At 66.4% G+C, this 13,331-nt stretch carries 15 protein-coding genes and 1 other RNA gene; 14 read left to right on the plus strand and 2 right to left on the minus strand.

The features are described 5' to 3' along the window. Nucleotides 1-69: 69 nt before the first annotated feature. The 6 genes from ACUXVX_RS13795 to ACUXVX_RS13820 all read left to right on the plus strand — a co-directional run bounded on the left by ACUXVX_RS13795 (nucleotide 70) and on the right by ACUXVX_RS13820 (nucleotide 5,459). Nucleotides 70-984 (plus strand): DMT family transporter, encoded by a 915-nt coding sequence (locus tag ACUXVX_RS13795; protein WP_446308747.1) that lies wholly within the window; start codon nucleotides 70-72, stop codon nucleotides 982-984. Between the two features lie 59 nt (nucleotides 985-1,043). Then, entirely contained in the window at nucleotides 1,044-1,916 is an 873-nt protein-coding gene (locus tag ACUXVX_RS13800) for an ATPase (protein WP_446308748.1), read from the plus strand. A 33-nt stretch (nucleotides 1,917-1,949) separates the two neighbouring features. Next, nucleotides 1,950-2,876 carry a homoserine O-succinyltransferase gene (locus tag ACUXVX_RS13805; RefSeq protein WP_446308749.1) on the plus strand — a complete coding sequence of 309 codons (927 nt, stop codon included), beginning with the start codon at nucleotides 1,950-1,952 and terminating at the stop codon, nucleotides 2,874-2,876. 96 nt (nucleotides 2,877-2,972) lie between these two features. Then, entirely contained in the window at nucleotides 2,973-3,920 is a 948-nt protein-coding gene (locus ACUXVX_RS13810; RefSeq protein WP_446308750.1) for an alpha/beta fold hydrolase, read from the plus strand. Nucleotides 3,921-3,972: 52 nt separating this feature from the next. Further along, nucleotides 3,973-4,842: a polyphosphate kinase 2 gene (ppk2, locus tag ACUXVX_RS13815; protein WP_222469020.1), complete on the plus strand. Its 870-nt coding sequence runs from the start codon at nucleotides 3,973-3,975 to the stop codon at nucleotides 4,840-4,842. Further along, nucleotides 4,842-5,459 (plus strand): TetR/AcrR family transcriptional regulator, encoded by a 618-nt coding sequence (locus ACUXVX_RS13820; protein WP_446308751.1) that lies wholly within the window; start codon nucleotides 4,842-4,844, stop codon nucleotides 5,457-5,459. Before ppk2 ends, ACUXVX_RS13820 begins: the two co-directional genes overlap by 1 nt. A 14-nt stretch (nucleotides 5,460-5,473) precedes the next feature. Here the strand turns inward: ACUXVX_RS13820 and mbfA are convergent, their stop codons facing one another. Together mbfA and ACUXVX_RS13830 are read right to left on the minus strand one after the other, a co-directional pair. Then, nucleotides 5,474-6,451, minus strand: coding sequence for an iron exporter MbfA (mbfA, locus tag ACUXVX_RS13825; protein ID WP_446308752.1), 978 nt, complete (start codon nucleotides 6,449-6,451; stop codon nucleotides 5,474-5,476). Nucleotides 6,452-6,505: 54 nt separating this feature from the next. Then, nucleotides 6,506-7,147 carry an LCCL domain-containing protein gene (locus ACUXVX_RS13830; RefSeq protein WP_446308753.1) on the minus strand — a complete coding sequence of 214 codons (642 nt, stop codon included), beginning with the start codon at nucleotides 7,145-7,147 and terminating at the stop codon, nucleotides 6,506-6,508. Between the two features lie 75 nt (nucleotides 7,148-7,222). On the opposite strand from ACUXVX_RS13830, the gene ssrA reads away from it, so the two are divergent. The 8 genes from ssrA (at nucleotide 7,223) to ACUXVX_RS13870 (ending at nucleotide 13,285) form a co-directional block, all read left to right on the plus strand. Next, nucleotides 7,223-7,576, plus strand: a transfer-messenger RNA (tmRNA) gene (gene ssrA, locus ACUXVX_RS13835). 475 nt (nucleotides 7,577-8,051) lie between these two features. After that, nucleotides 8,052-9,296: a chromate efflux transporter gene (gene chrA / locus ACUXVX_RS13840; protein ID WP_446308754.1), complete on the plus strand. Its 1,245-nt coding sequence runs from the start codon at nucleotides 8,052-8,054 to the stop codon at nucleotides 9,294-9,296. Between the two features lie 76 nt (nucleotides 9,297-9,372). Continuing rightward, a complete protein-coding gene (locus ACUXVX_RS13845; protein WP_222493537.1) occupies nucleotides 9,373-9,843 on the plus strand; it encodes an SspB family protein in 471 nt (156 codons plus the stop codon). Nucleotides 9,844-9,918: 75 nt separating this feature from the next. Then, nucleotides 9,919-10,212, plus strand: coding sequence for a putative quinol monooxygenase (locus tag ACUXVX_RS13850; protein WP_446308755.1), 294 nt, complete (start codon nucleotides 9,919-9,921; stop codon nucleotides 10,210-10,212). 158 nt (nucleotides 10,213-10,370) lie between these two features. Further along, on the plus strand, nucleotides 10,371-10,928 hold the full coding sequence (locus ACUXVX_RS13855; protein ID WP_446308756.1) for a class I SAM-dependent methyltransferase: 558 nt from the start codon (nucleotides 10,371-10,373) through the stop codon (nucleotides 10,926-10,928). 210 nt (nucleotides 10,929-11,138) lie between these two features. Beyond that, nucleotides 11,139-11,630 (plus strand): AAA family ATPase, encoded by a 492-nt coding sequence (locus ACUXVX_RS13860; RefSeq protein WP_446308757.1) that lies wholly within the window; start codon nucleotides 11,139-11,141, stop codon nucleotides 11,628-11,630. Nucleotides 11,631-11,714: 84 nt separating this feature from the next. Next, entirely contained in the window at nucleotides 11,715-13,106 is a 1,392-nt protein-coding gene (gene fumC / locus ACUXVX_RS13865; protein ID WP_446308758.1) for a class II fumarate hydratase, read from the plus strand. Next, the gene (locus ACUXVX_RS13870) at nucleotides 13,103-13,285 is read left to right on the plus strand and encodes a DUF4169 family protein (protein ID WP_446308759.1); all 183 of its coding nucleotides are present in this window, start codon (nucleotides 13,103-13,105) and stop codon (nucleotides 13,283-13,285) included. The genes fumC and ACUXVX_RS13870 overlap by 4 nt, the downstream gene beginning before the upstream one ends. The last annotated feature ends 46 nt before the right edge of the window (nucleotides 13,286-13,331 follow it).

Genomic DNA, 13,331 nt, shown 5'->3' on the forward strand with positions numbered 1-13,331 from the left:
CGCGCGGGGCCTTTTGCTTGCCGCAACTTCCGGGTCGCCCCGCCCCCGGCCCGCCGCTAAACCCGGCCCATGACCCAATCCACCGACATTCCCGCCCGCGCCTGGGCCGAGCTGCTGCTTCTCGGGCTCATCTGGGGCGCCTCCTTCCTGTCGATCCGGGTGGCGCTGGACGAGGTGAGCGTGCTCTCCTCGGTCTGCCACCGGGTCGGCTGGGCCGCTCTTGTGCTCTGGGCGCTGGTCTGGATACGCGGCGAAGCGCTGCCACGCGGCGCGGCCCTCTGGGGCAGCTTCGCGGTGATGGGCATGCTGAACAACGTGCTGCCCTTCACTCTAATGGCCTGGGGCCAGCTCACAATCGAGAGCGGTCTGACCTCGATCCTCAACGCCTTCACCGCTGTCGCCGGGGTGCTGGTTGCCGCCCTCGTCTTTGCCGATGAGCGTCTGACCGCGCGCCGCCTGACTGGCGTCTGCCTCGGGTTCGCGGGCGTGGCCGTCACCGTGGGCCCTGCCGTGCTGCAAGGCTTCTCGCTCCGCTCCCTCGCGCAACTCGCCGTTCTGGCAGGCACACTGTGCTACGCGCTGGCCGGCGCATGGGCCCGCGTGCGCCTCAAAGGCCTCTCTCCCACCGTCGCCGCCGCAGGCATGCTCACCTGCTCCACCCTCATGCTCATCCCGCTCACGCTACTGCTCGAGGGCAACATCGACCTGCCCGCCACGGCCCACGGCACCGCCGCCATCGCCTATTACGCGCTCATCGCTACCGCTTGCGCCTACCTGCTTTACTACCGCGTTCTCGGCATGGCCGGGGCGGGCAACCTGCTTCTGGTCACCCTGCTGATCCCGCCAGTTGCCATCGGCCTCGGAGCGCTGGTGCTGAACGAGGCGCTCCACCCCCGCGCCTATGCCGGCTTCGCCCTTCTGGCGCTCGGCCTCATCGTGCTCGACGGGCGACTGTGGCGCCGCCTGCGCCCGCGCCCCGCCTGAAACCACTGGACCGTTCCCGCCCCCCGCGCTACCCCTCCCGGCAACGACGAGGGACACCCATGATCTACGATACCGCAGCAGACTGGACCGCCGCCGCGCAAAAGCGCGTGCTGCTCTTCGGCATGTCCGGGCTGGGCAAGACCCACCTGAGCCAGTTGCTGCGCGACAGCGGCGCATGGTTCCACTACTCGATCGATTACCGCATCGGCACCCGCTACATGGGCGAACGGATCGCCGACAACGCCAAGCGCGAGGCAATGAAGGTGCCGTTCCTGCGCGAGCTGCTGATGACGGATTCCATCTACATCGGCTCCAACATCACCTTCCACAACCTCAGCCCCGTCTCCACCTACCTCGGCAAGCCTGGCAGCCCCGACAAGGGCGGCATGGAGATGACCGAATACACCCGCCGCCAGGCCCAGTTTCGCGAGGCCGAGGAGCGGGCGCTGATGGACACCGGCTATTTCATCGAACGCGCCGAGGCGCTCTACGGCTACCCGCATTTCATCTGCGACACCGGCGGCTCAATCTGCGAATGGGTGGACCCGGAGGATATGGCCGATCCTCTGCTGACCGAACTCAGCCGCCAGTGCCTGATGGTCTGGATCGAGGGCAGCGAGGCGCATACCGCCGAGCTGATCCGCCGCTTCGACAAGGCCCCCAAACCCATGAGCTACCGCCCCGATTTTCTGGCCCGCGTCTGGGCCGAATATCTGAGCGAAAACAATATCTCCGAGGCCGATGTTGACCCGGATGCCTTCATCCGCTTCACCTATTCCAAAGCCCTCGCCCACCGCCAGCCGCTCTACGAGGCGATGGCGCAAAACTGGGGCGTAAGCATCACCGCCGACGAGGCCAAGGCCGTGAACAGCGAAGAGGCTTTCAACCAACTCATCGCCCACGCCCTTGAGCGCAAGCACCAGCCGACCTAAATCCGCATCTCCGCAACCCTGAAAGACAGCGCAATGCCCATCACCCTGCCCTCCGACCTCCCCGCCTACGCCGTGCTCGAGCGCGAGGGCGTGATGGTCATGGGCGAGGGCCGCGCGCACAGTCAGGACATCCGTCCCATCCGCATCGGGCTGCTCAACCTGATGCCCAAGAAGATCCAGACTGAGACCCAGTTCGCCCGGCTCATCGGCGCGACGCCCCTCCAGATCGACTTCCAACTGATCCGGATGAGCGAGCACGAAACCAAGAACACCGCCGCCGAGCACATGGAAAACTTCTACCGGCCCTTCTCCGAGGTCGAGGCCTCGGGCGAAAAGCTCGACGGCCTCATCATCACCGGCGCCCCGATCGAGCACCTCCCCTTCGAAGAGGTCACCTATTGGGACGAGCTGAAACGCGTGATGGACTGGACACAGACCCACGTGCATTCCACCTTCGGCGTCTGCTGGGGCGGCATGGCGATGATCAACCACTTCCACGGCGTGCCCAAGCACCTGCTCGACCACAAGCTCTTTGGCTGCCTGCGCCACGCCAACCTCGCCCCCGCCTCGCCCTACCTGCGCGGCTTCTCCGATGACGTGCTGATCCCGGTCAGCCGCTGGACCGAGATGAAGTCGGCCGAGGTCGAGGCCGCCGGGCTGAACATCCTTATCGGGTCCAATGAGGCCGGCCCCTGCCTTGTCGAGGATCCGGCCCACCGCGCGCTCTACATCTTCAACCACTTCGAATACGACAGTGGCACCCTGAAGGAGGAGTATGACCGCGACGTGGCCGCAGGCACGCCGATCAACGTGCCGGTCAACTACTACCCCGAGGATGACCCCGCGCGGCAGCCGCTGAACCGCTGGCGTAGCCACGCTCACCTGCTCTACGGCAACTGGATCAACGAGATCTACCAGTCCACGCCCTTCGAGCTCGAGAAGATCGGCACCACCGGCTAGCCAGCGCTTTTCAGTGATTTTTCAAGGTTTTCTGAAACCAACCGCCCTCGGCTCGCGTATCCTTTGCACCAGGACCGCAACCGAGGGCGAAACGGAATGCTCCCCAAAATGCTGCTGACCCTCGCAGGCGTCGCCGCCCTCGTGGCCATTCTGGCGGGCTGCTCCGCCAGCCAGAAGCGCTCCGCCGAGGCCGCCTACCCGCCCGTCGGGCCGGTGGTGGAGGTCGCAGGCAAGCGGGTGCATTACGTCGAGGCTGGGCAAGGGCCCGCGGTGTTCCTGATCCACGGCGCGGGCGGCAACCTGCGCGATTTCACCTTCCGCATGGTCGATGAACTCAAGGGTCGCTACCGCGTCATCGCCGTCGACCGCCCCGGCCTCGGCCATTCCGAGGCCATCGCCGGCGGCGGCACGCCCCAGCAACAAGCCGCCATCCTCGATGCGTTGGCCGCCAAGCTCGGCGTGCGCCGCGCGGTGGTCGTCGGCCACAGCTACGGCGGCGCGGTGGCGATGGCCTGGGCCGTCGAGCACCCCGAGCGTGTGGCCGCCGTGGTCTCGCTCGCGGGGGCAACCATGCCGTGGGAGGGCCCGCTCGATGGCTTCTATACCCTCACCGGCTCGCCAGCGGGCCGCACCTTCGCCGTGCCGGTGATCTCGGCGCTGGCTTCGGAGAGCCGGATCGAGAGCGCGCTGGCCGATATCTTCAAACCCCAGCGCCCGCCCCGCGGCTACCTCGAGCATGTCGGCGCGCCGCTCACCGTCCGCGCCTCCTCCCTGCGTAACAACGGCCAGCAGGTGCTGAAGCTGAAGGCCGCGCTGCAACAACTCTCGCCCCGCTACCCTTCCCTGCGCATCCCGGTCGAAATCCTCCACGGCACCGCCGACACCACCGTCGGGATCGACATTCACGCCCGCCCGATGGCCGCGCTCATTCCCGGCGCCCGCGTCACCGCCCTGCCCGGCGTCGGCCACATGCCGCATCATGCCAACCCGCAGGCAACACTCGCCGCCATCGACCGCGCCGCCGCCCGCGCCGGATTGCGCTGAGCGCCCCGCGCGCCCATACTGCCCAAGCCTTTTCAACCGCTTGGACCGCCCCATGACCAACCTTCCCTTCGACGGCGCAATCTCGAAATTCTTCACCGACGAGGCCCCCGAAGACGTGCGGGAGGCGGTGAAATCGGCCAAGGGCAAGACCATCCTCGAGGCCTATCCCTACGACAAGCGGATGGACAAGAAAGAGTATGAAGCCACGCTGGAGGCGCTGCAGGTCGAGCTGGTGAAAATGCTCGCATGGGTCAAAGAAACCGGCGCCCGCGTGGCCGTGGTTTTCGAGGGCCGTGATGCCGCCGGAAAAGGCGGCACGATCAAGCGCTTCCGCGAAAACCTCAACCCCCGCTCCGCCCGCGTCGTCGCGCTCTCCAAGCCGACCGACAAGGAAGCCAGCGAGTGGTATTTCCAGCGCTACGTCCGGCAACTGCCCGCGGGCGGCGAGTTCACCATGTTCGACCGCAGCTGGTACAATCGCGGCGTGGTCGAAAAGGTCTTCGGCTTTTGCACCGACACCCAGCGGCGGCACTTCTTCAACCAGCTTCCCGGTTTCGAGCAGATGGTGAGCGAGGATGGCATCCACCTGTTCAAGATCTGGCTCAATGTGGGCCGCGCCGAGCAACTCTCCCGCTTTCTGGCCCGCGAGAGCGACCCGCTGAAACAGTGGAAGCTGTCGTGGATCGACGTGGAAGGCCTAAAAAAGTGGGAGGAGTATTCCGCCGCCATCCGCGAGACCTTCGCTATGAGCCACACCGCCCGCAACCCGTGGACGGTGATCCGCTCCGACGACAAACGCCGCGCCCGCATCGCCGCCATCCGCGCCGTGCTCTCCCGGCTGGACTACACCGGCAAGGATGAGGCCGTGGTCAAAACGCCCGATCCCAAGATCTGCGGCGGCCCGGAGATCTGGTCGGCCTGATGCCCCGGCGCGGTTACCATCACGGCAATCTCCGCCAGGCTCTGGTGGAGGCAGCGATCCGGCTGATCGAGGAGAAGGGGCCGCAGGGCTTCACACTCTCCGAGGCGGCAAAAGACGCGGGCGTCACCCCGGCCGCCGTCTACCGCCATTTCGAGGGGCGCGAAGACCTGCTGGCCGAGGTGGCCAAGCAGGGCTATGCGATCTTCGGCGACGTGATGGAACACGCCTATGACGAGGGCCAGCCCTCCGCCATCGCCAGCTTCGAGGCCACCGGCCGCGCCTACCTCGCCTTCGCCCGCAAGTTCCCCGGCCACTATCAGGCAATGTTCGAGGCCGGCCTCTCGCTCGCCCGCGATCCCGACCTCGCCCGCGGTGCCGCCCACGCGCAGGCCGTGCTCGAGCGCGCCGCCGCTGGGCTTGCCGACCGGCTCCCGCCAGAGAAGCGCCCACCCGCCGCGATGTTCTCCGCCCATATCTGGGCTATGTCGCATGGCGTGGTGGAGCTGTTCGCCCGCGGCAGCCCCGGCACCCGGGCGCCCTTCCCGCCCGAGGACCTGCTGGAATCCGGCATCGGCATCTACCTGCGCGGGCTCGGCCTGATCGACCCGGACGAGTAAGCGCGACGGTCTCTCTACCCGCCGCCGATCAAAATCCCCGCCCCCAGCACCAGCGCGCCGCCCAGCACCACCTGCAAGGCGGCCCGGAAGAAGGGCGTTTCCATGTAGCGGTTCTGGATCCACGCAATCGCCCAGAGTTCGACGAAGACGACGATCAGCGCGATCACCGTCGCCGTCCAGAAATGCGGGATCAGGTAGGGCAGCGCGTGGCCCAGCCCGCCCAGCGTGGTCATCACGCCAGAGGCCACGCCACGCTTCCACGGCGCGCCGCGCCCCGAGAGCTGGCCATCGTCGCTGGCCGCTTCGGTGAACCCCATCGAAATACCCGCACCGACCGAGGCCGCAAGGCCAACCAGAAAGGTCGTCCACGGGTTCTGCGTGGCGAAGGCAGTGGCAAAGATCGGCGCCAGCGTGCTCACTGAGCCATCCATCAGACCAACAAGTCCCGGCTGCACCCATGTCAGCACAAACTGCCGATGGGCCGACTGGTCCTCCTCCGCCCGCGTCTCGCCGTCCAGATGCCGCGCCTCCAGCGCCTCGGCCTTCTTCTCGTGGCCCGCCTCGGCGGCGGCCAGGTCGCCCAGCAATTTGCGCGTTTCAGCGTCCTTGGTCCGGGCCGCTGCCGCGCGGTAAAAGGCTTCGGCCTGCCGCTCCATGTCGAAGGCCAGAGCGCGCATCTTCTCCAGTGGCAGATTCTCGGCCAGCCACACCGGGCGGCGGGCGTAGTAGCCGCTCACATGCTCGCGCCGGATCAGCGGGATCACCTCGCCAAACCGCGCCTGATGCCGCTCGATCAACCTGCGCCGGTGGCCGTCTTCCTCCCGCGCCATCTCTTCAAACATCTTAGCCGTACCCGGAAACTCCGCGCGCAGCCGCTCGGCAAAGCCCCGGTAAATCCGCGCATCGTCCTCCTCCGAGGAGATCGCGAGCGCCAGCACCTCCTGCTCGGTCAGGTCCGAGAAACGCTTGCGAGAGGAGAAATAACTGAGCATGGCGCAAATCTAGCCCCCGACGGTGCTTCCGTCAGGGGCCAGAATGTCGCGGGGTCAGTTGCGGTTGAAGACGATCGAAAAATCGTACCCGCCCCAGTCGCCGGTGGCCACGCCGCCCGCCTCGCTGGCGCTGTAGGCCTTCAGCCCCGGCACCCGCAGCACGCTCACCTCGCCGCCCCCGGCGTCGATCGCGCCCGCATGGAAGGCCGCCGCGCAGATGTCGCTGTCGCCGGTGTAGGGCCCCGAGCCCCAGACATCGCGCTGCTTGCTGGCATCCGCCGGGCAGAAGCAGGCGTGGCTCTCCGTGCCGCTCGGCAAGCGCCCGCATTGCGCAAGGTCCGAGCTTGCGGCGGGCGGCGGGAAGGCGATGGATTTGCCAAAGCTGCCCCAATCGCGCGTCACCACCCCGTTGGCCTCCGAGCCGCTGTAGCTCGCCTGCCCATCGACCGTTTCCAGCGCAACCATGCCGCCCTCCGGCCCGATCACCCCCGCGTGGCGGGCCGCGGCGCAGACGTTGCTGTCAGCTGTGTAAGGCCCCGAGCCCCAGACCGAACCTGTGGGCGCATCGGCCGCGCAAAAGCAACTCCACGCCGCCTTGTCCTCGCTGTAGTCCGAACAGCCCGGCGCCTCGCTCTCCGCCCAGGCGGGCGCGGCAAGAACGACCGCAAAGGCGCTGAGAACAAAAGGGTATTTCATCTGGTAACTCCCCTGAAAAACTTGGATCAAATTGACAATGCCCCGACCTTACCCGCAGCCGCCCGATCCGCAAAGCGCCTTGAAATACCCGCCCCCCGGGCCTATATCTGGAGCGTTCCGGCAACGGGACTATGGACATAAACGCGCTCGTAATAAGCGGATCGGACCCGGGGGCGGTACCCGGCGGCTCCACCAAAACTCTCTCGTTGGGGGATCATGGGGCCGAAACAGGATCGACGAACGTCTAAAGGGGTTTGCTTTGTCTCGGTGAGGTACCACCGATATCGGTCCGTTAAGCATAATTGCCAACGACAATCGTGCTCCGGTCGCTCTCGCTGCTTAAGCAGCGCGAAAGATCGAAATCTTAAGTCCTTGCCTCTAGCCAGGTAAGGCGGGGTTCGCAGGCACCTGGCAACAGAAGCCTGCACTTTATTTCTATCCAGCCATCGCCCGCACGCTGACATTGACACGGCTCCACCCGTCTCATTTTCTCACGTGGCAAAACAGATTACTCAGTTTTGGGGTGTGAGATGAGGCTACTGATCGGAATCGCTGGCATCTGCTGTATCCTTGGAACACTTGGCCTATTGGTTTGGTATTGTATCCACTGGTTGCAGTTCGCTGAGTTTCCAGAGTTTGATGGTTTCGCTATCTTTGGTGAGACGTTCTGTGATGAGCCTGTGGAGGAGTGCAGATTGTACGGGCCGACTTTCGTTGAGGGGCTTGGGCTACGCAAAATCGTGCGTGCAGTGTTGGATGCAAACGTTGCGGTCTACTCATTTGTACTTGGATTTGTCTTGATCACTGTTGCAAACGACTGAGGCATCTTCGCAAAGTCCTTCGGCGAGCAATGAGCGCCTCTGCACTTTACTTCCCCGTCACATTCCCCCGTCATGCCCCTGCCATGACTGTCCCCCTCTCCACCCTCACCCGCACCTTCGCCCGCATCGGCGTCCTCTCCTTCGGTGGCCCGGCGGCGCAGATTGCGCTGATGCACGAAGAACTGGTCGAGCGGCGCACGTGGCTCACCGAAAGGCAGTATCTCTCCGCCCTCTCCTTCTGCATGATGCTCCCCGGCCCCGAGGCGATGCAGCTCTGCACCTATGCCGGCTGGCGGCTGCGCGGCGTTCTTGGCGGGCTGATCGCAGGCACGCTCTTCGTGCTGCCCGGCGCGCTTGTCGTGCTGGCCCTCGCCTTGGCCTATGCCACATGGGGACAAGTCCCGCTGGTCCAGAGCCTCTTTCTGGGCATTCAGGCCGCCGTGGTCGTGATCGTGGTGCAGGCCCTCATCAAGGTCGCCAAACGCGCCTTCGGGCCAGGCTACATGGCCGAGGGCGCGGCATTGGCCGCCCTTGCCTTCCTCGCCATCTACGCGCTCCGCCTGCCCTTCCCGCTCATCATCGCCGGGGCCGCTCTCTGGGGGGCCTTCCGCAGCACCACCCGCCCGGACACCCCCGCGCCGCGCCTTACCCCCGGCACCACCCGCCGGACCGCGCTGACCGCGGTCATTTTCCTTGCCCTCTGGGCCGCCCCCTTCGCCCTCCTCACAAACTCCGACCTGCTCACCCAAATCGGCCTCTTCTTCTCCAAGCTCGCCGTCGTCACCTTCGGCGGGGCCTACGCGGTGCTGGCCTATATGACGCAGGAGGTCGTCGGCACCCACGGCTGGCTCACCACCCCCGAGATGATCGACGCGCTGGGTCTGGCCGAAACCACGCCCGGCCCGCTGATCCTCGTCACCGAATTCGTCGCCACCCTCGCTGGCGCCAAGGTGAGCCTGGCCACCGCGCTGGCCGCCGCCGCGCTCACCCTCTGGGTCACCTTCATCCCCTGCTTTCTCTGGATCTTCGCCGGCGCCCCCTACCTCGAATGGCTCACCCACCAGCCCCGCCTTTCCGGTGCGCTGCGGGCGATCACCGCCGCCGTGGTCGGGGTCATCGCCAACCTCTCGCTCTGGTTCGCGCTGCACGTGCTCTTCGCCGAAGTCCACACCAACGGCCCCGCCCTGCCCGTGCTCTCCACCGCCCAGCCGCTGGCCTTTGCCCTCACCGCGCTGGCCGCGCTCCTGCTGCTGGCCCTGCGCCTCGGCATGGCCACCACCCTCGCCCTCATGGCCCTCGCCGGGCTCGCCACATCGCTCCTCGGCTGAGCGCCAAATCGGCCCTGTCAATCAGGTCCGAATCCCTTATGCTGATGGTGACGACACCCTGAGGGCCTCCCCACCGATGAGCACCGAAATCGACTACGGCAGACTGATGCACCGGGCGATGCGAAGCCTGATCCGCGATGTGCTGGCCGAAGTTGCAGATCGGGGCCTGCCGGGGCAGCATCATTTCTTCATCACCTTCGATACCCGTGCCGAGGGCGTCGACATCGCCGACTGGCTGCGCGAGCGCTACCCCGAGGAGATGACGGTGGTGATGCAGCACTGGTTCGACGATCTCGATGTCACCGACGATGGCTTCTCGGTCACCCTCAATTTCGGCGACGCACCCGAGCGGCTGGTCATCCCCTATGACGCCATCGCCACCTTCGTGGACCCCTCCGTTGAGTTCGGCCTGCGGTTCGAGAGCCAAGAAGAGGATGACGAGGACGACGACGAAGAGGTCGCCCCCGCTCCCATGGCCGAAGACGTGGACGAGGCCGAGGGCCAGCACGACGCCGAGGTCGTGAGCCTCGACAGCTTCCGCAAGTAGAGGGCGCCTCCGCCCGCTTCGGCGCTCCCGTGCTACACTGGTCTCGGGAGCATCCGAACCAAGGGGGGCAATCACATGATCATTCGCATTTTCCAGGTCGTCACCCGGCCCGGCAAGGAAGAGGCCTTCAGCCGCTTCTTCCATGACACCGCAATTCCGCTGATGCAGGGCACGCCGGGCATCGTGCAGGTGCTGCCCGGCGCGGCCCGGCCAGAGACCCCGCGTGAGTTCAGCTTCGTGATGGTCTGGGAGAGCCTCGATGCGCTCAAGGCCTTCGTCGGTGAAGATTATACCACGCCGCATATCGACCCGGCAGAGCAGGCGCTTGTCGAGTCGCGCAGCATCAAACACTACGACCTCGCTGCCTGATCGGGCCTTCGCGGCGCCGTTCTTGATGGTTTCGAAACAGCCCTGAAACACCTGTGTTTCGCCAAGGTGAAACTTCGGTAACAGCCCGCATCGCCGCTTGCCCGGAGACGCAGCGCCGGTGCAACTGGAGCCAGTCTCATAGCTCCAGAGGGTCCGCCATGCCGAGCGATTTTGCCGTGTTTCTGTCCGAAATGTTCCGCAAACCCGGCGAGGTGGTCGCCATCGCCCCCTCCTCCGCCGCCGTCGCCCGCAAGATGACCGAGGGGCTGGAGGCGATCGAAGGCCCGGTGGTCGAGATCGGCCCGGGCACCGGCGTCTTCACCAAGGCGATCCTCGAGCGCGGCGTGCATCCCTCCCGGCTGACCTGCATGGAAACCAACACGCGCTTCTGCGAGACACTGCGGCAAAAATTCCCGGGTGTTAACGTGCTGAACCGCCCGGCACAGGAGATTTCGCAAATCGGCCTCTCCGGCGTGGGCGCAGTGATCTCCGGCGTGCCGGTGCTCGCCCGCCCGACGATCCAGCGCGAGGTGGTCGGCCGCGCGCTGGAGGTGATGCGCCCCGGCGCGATCTTCGTCCAGATCACCTACTCCCCCGGCAGCCCGATCAGCCCCGAGATGCAGGCCGAACTCGGCGTCTCTGCCCGCCGCCGCGGCATCACCTGGGCCAACCTGCCGCCCGCCCATGTCTGGGTCTTCACCCGGCGGGTACAATAGCCGCCGCGCACCGGCCCCGGGCCCGGGTCGCGCCCGTGCGCCCCACCGCAAGAGCTTTACCCGCCGCCCCTCGCGGGGCCCGTTCGGCGCCGCCACCAGCCCGGGCACCGCGCGGCCGATCCGCCCTGCCGCTGGGGCGGGTCGCTGTTGCACCTGCCCCGCGCCTCCCCTAGCTCTGGGCCAACCCCTCCCTGCGCAAGGCACCGCCCCATGCACGCCCCCGCCACGCTCCACCTACTCTGCGGCAAGCCCGCCGCCGGAAAATCGACCCTCGCCGACGCGCTCGCCCGCGCGCCCCGCACCGTGCTGATCTCCGAAGACGCCTGGCTTGCCGCCCTCTTCGGCCCGGAGATGACCACGCTGAAGGACTATGTGCGCCTCTCCGCACGCCTCCGCACGGCCATGGACCCCCATGTCACCGCCCTGCTCGCCTCCGGCACCAGCGTCGTGCTCGATTTCCCCGCCAACACCCGCGAAACCCGCGGCTGGATGCGCGACCTCCTCGATGCCTCCGGCGCCGACCACCTGCTACATTGGCTCGACTTGCCCGACTCGGTCTGCCGCGCCCGGATCGAAGCCCGCAACGCCACGGGCGAGCACCCCTTTGCCATCACCGAGGCGCAGTTTGACCGGATCGCCAGCCACTTCGAGCCCCCCACGGAAGCCGAGGGCTTCACCATCCGCCGCCACGCGGAGCCGTGAAGCCCCAAGTTTGCGCTAACCTGCCATTGACCGCCCCGCCCCTTCGGGTATGTGTCCTGCGACACGACAAGAAAGGGCGCTGCCATGGCCGATACCCGCACCGAAACCGACAGCTTCGGACCGCTTGAAGTTCCTTCCGACAAGTATTGGGGCGCCCAGACCCAGCGCTCGATCATGAACTTCCCCATCGGCTGGGAAAAGCAGCCCGTGGCCATCGTCCGCGCCCTCGGGGTCATCAAGCAGGCCTGTGCCGAAGCCAACAAGGCCTCCGGCAAACTCGATGCCAAACTGGCCGACGCCGTGATCGAGGCCGCCTCCGAGGTGGTCGCCGGCAAGTTCGATGACAACTTCCCGCTGGTGGTCTGGCAGACCGGCTCCGGCACCCAGTCGAACATGAACGCCAACGAGGTCATCGCCAACCGCGCCATCGAGATCCTCGGCGGCGAGATCGGCTCCAAGGACCCGGTCCACCCGAACGATCACTGCAACATGGGGCAAAGCTCCAACGACACCTTCCCCACCGCCATGCACATCGCCACCGCGATGAGCGTGCGCGACGTGCTGATGCCCGGCCTTACCCAGCTGGCCGAAGGGCTCGAGGCGAAGGCCGCAGAGTTCAAGGACATCATCAAGATCGGCCGCACCCACACACAGGATGCCACCCCGCTCACCCTCGGGCAGGAATTCTCGGGCTACGCCGCGCAAATCCGCAACGGCATCAAGCGCATCGAGGCCGCCATGCCGGGCATCTACGAGCTGGCCCAAGGCGGCACCGCCGTGGGTACCGGGCTGAACACCGACAAAGGCTGGGGCGAGACGGTCGCCGCCGGCATGGCCAAGATCACCGGCCTGCCCTTCGTCACCGCGCCCAACAAGTTCGAGGCGCTGGCCGCCCATGACGCGATGGTCTTTCTCTCCGGCGCCCTCAGCACAGTGGCGGGCGCGATGTACAAGATCGCGAACGACATCCGCTTCCTCGGCTCCGGCCCCCGCTCCGGCCTCGGCGAGCTGATCCTGCCCGAGAACGAGCCGGGCAGCTCGATCATGCCGGGCAAGGTGAACCCGACCCAGGCCGAGGCGATGACGCAAGTCGCCGCCCACGTCATGGGCAATGACGCCGCGATCAAGTTCGCCGGCAGCCAAGGCCACTTCGAGCTGAACGTCTACAACCCGATGATGAGCTACAATCTGCTCCAGTCGATCCAGCTGCTAGGCGACGTGGCCGCCTCCTTCACCGAGCGGATGCTCTCTGGCATCGAGGCCAACAAGCCGCGCATCCAGAAGCTGATGGAAGAGAGCCTGATGCTGGTCACGGCGCTCGCCCCCACCATCGGCTACGACAACGCCACCAAGGTCGCCAAGACCGCCCACAAGAACGGCACGACCCTCAAGGAAGAGGCCATCGCACTGGGCTTCGTCGATGCGGAAACCTTCGACAAGGTGGTCCGACCGCAAGACATGATCGGCCCGAAGTGAGCGAAAAGCCCGTCAACTTGAACCGGGTGCGGAAAGACAAGGCGCGCGCCGAGAAGAAGGCCCGCGCCGACCAGAACGCCGCCTTTCACGGGCTGACCAAGGCGCAGAAAGAGCAGGCCAAGGCCGAGGCGGCGCGGGTGGCGCGGTTGCACGATCAGAGCAAGCGGGACGACAGCTGAGGCCTTGCTCAGTGGGGGCGCTGCCCCCACACCCCCGGAGATATTT

The organism is Vannielia sp. SX4, from assembly GCF_052828525.1.

Bases quoted from the DNA above. Each gene is read 5' to 3' on its own strand.
- ACUXVX_RS13850 (WP_446308755.1), top strand. From the start codon at position 9,919: ATGATCATTCGCATTTTCCAGGTCGTCACCCGGCCCGGCAAGGAAGAG.
- ACUXVX_RS13830 (WP_446308753.1), bottom strand. From the start codon at position 7,147: ATGAAATACCCTTTTGTTCTCAGCGCCTTTGCGGTCGTTCTTGCCGCG.
- ppk2 (WP_222469020.1), top strand. From the start codon at position 3,973: ATGACCAACCTTCCCTTCGACGGCGCAATCTCGAAATTCTTCACCGAC.
- ACUXVX_RS13810 (WP_446308750.1), top strand. From the start codon at position 2,973: ATGCTCCCCAAAATGCTGCTGACCCTCGCAGGCGTCGCCGCCCTCGTG.
- chrA (WP_446308754.1), top strand. From the start codon at position 8,052: ATGACTGTCCCCCTCTCCACCCTCACCCGCACCTTCGCCCGCATCGGC.
- ACUXVX_RS13805 (WP_446308749.1), top strand. From the start codon at position 1,950: ATGCCCATCACCCTGCCCTCCGACCTCCCCGCCTACGCCGTGCTCGAG.
- fumC (WP_446308758.1), top strand. From the start codon at position 11,715: ATGGCCGATACCCGCACCGAAACCGACAGCTTCGGACCGCTTGAAGTT.
- ACUXVX_RS13860 (WP_446308757.1), top strand. From the start codon at position 11,139: ATGCACGCCCCCGCCACGCTCCACCTACTCTGCGGCAAGCCCGCCGCC.
- ACUXVX_RS13795 (WP_446308747.1), top strand. From the start codon at position 70: ATGACCCAATCCACCGACATTCCCGCCCGCGCCTGGGCCGAGCTGCTG.
- ACUXVX_RS13855 (WP_446308756.1), top strand. From the start codon at position 10,371: ATGCCGAGCGATTTTGCCGTGTTTCTGTCCGAAATGTTCCGCAAACCC.
- mbfA (WP_446308752.1), bottom strand. From the start codon at position 6,451: ATGCTCAGTTATTTCTCCTCTCGCAAGCGTTTCTCGGACCTGACCGAG.
- ACUXVX_RS13820 (WP_446308751.1), top strand. From the start codon at position 4,842: ATGCCCCGGCGCGGTTACCATCACGGCAATCTCCGCCAGGCTCTGGTG.
- ACUXVX_RS13800 (WP_446308748.1), top strand. From the start codon at position 1,044: ATGATCTACGATACCGCAGCAGACTGGACCGCCGCCGCGCAAAAGCGC.
- ACUXVX_RS13845 (WP_222493537.1), top strand. From the start codon at position 9,373: ATGAGCACCGAAATCGACTACGGCAGACTGATGCACCGGGCGATGCGA.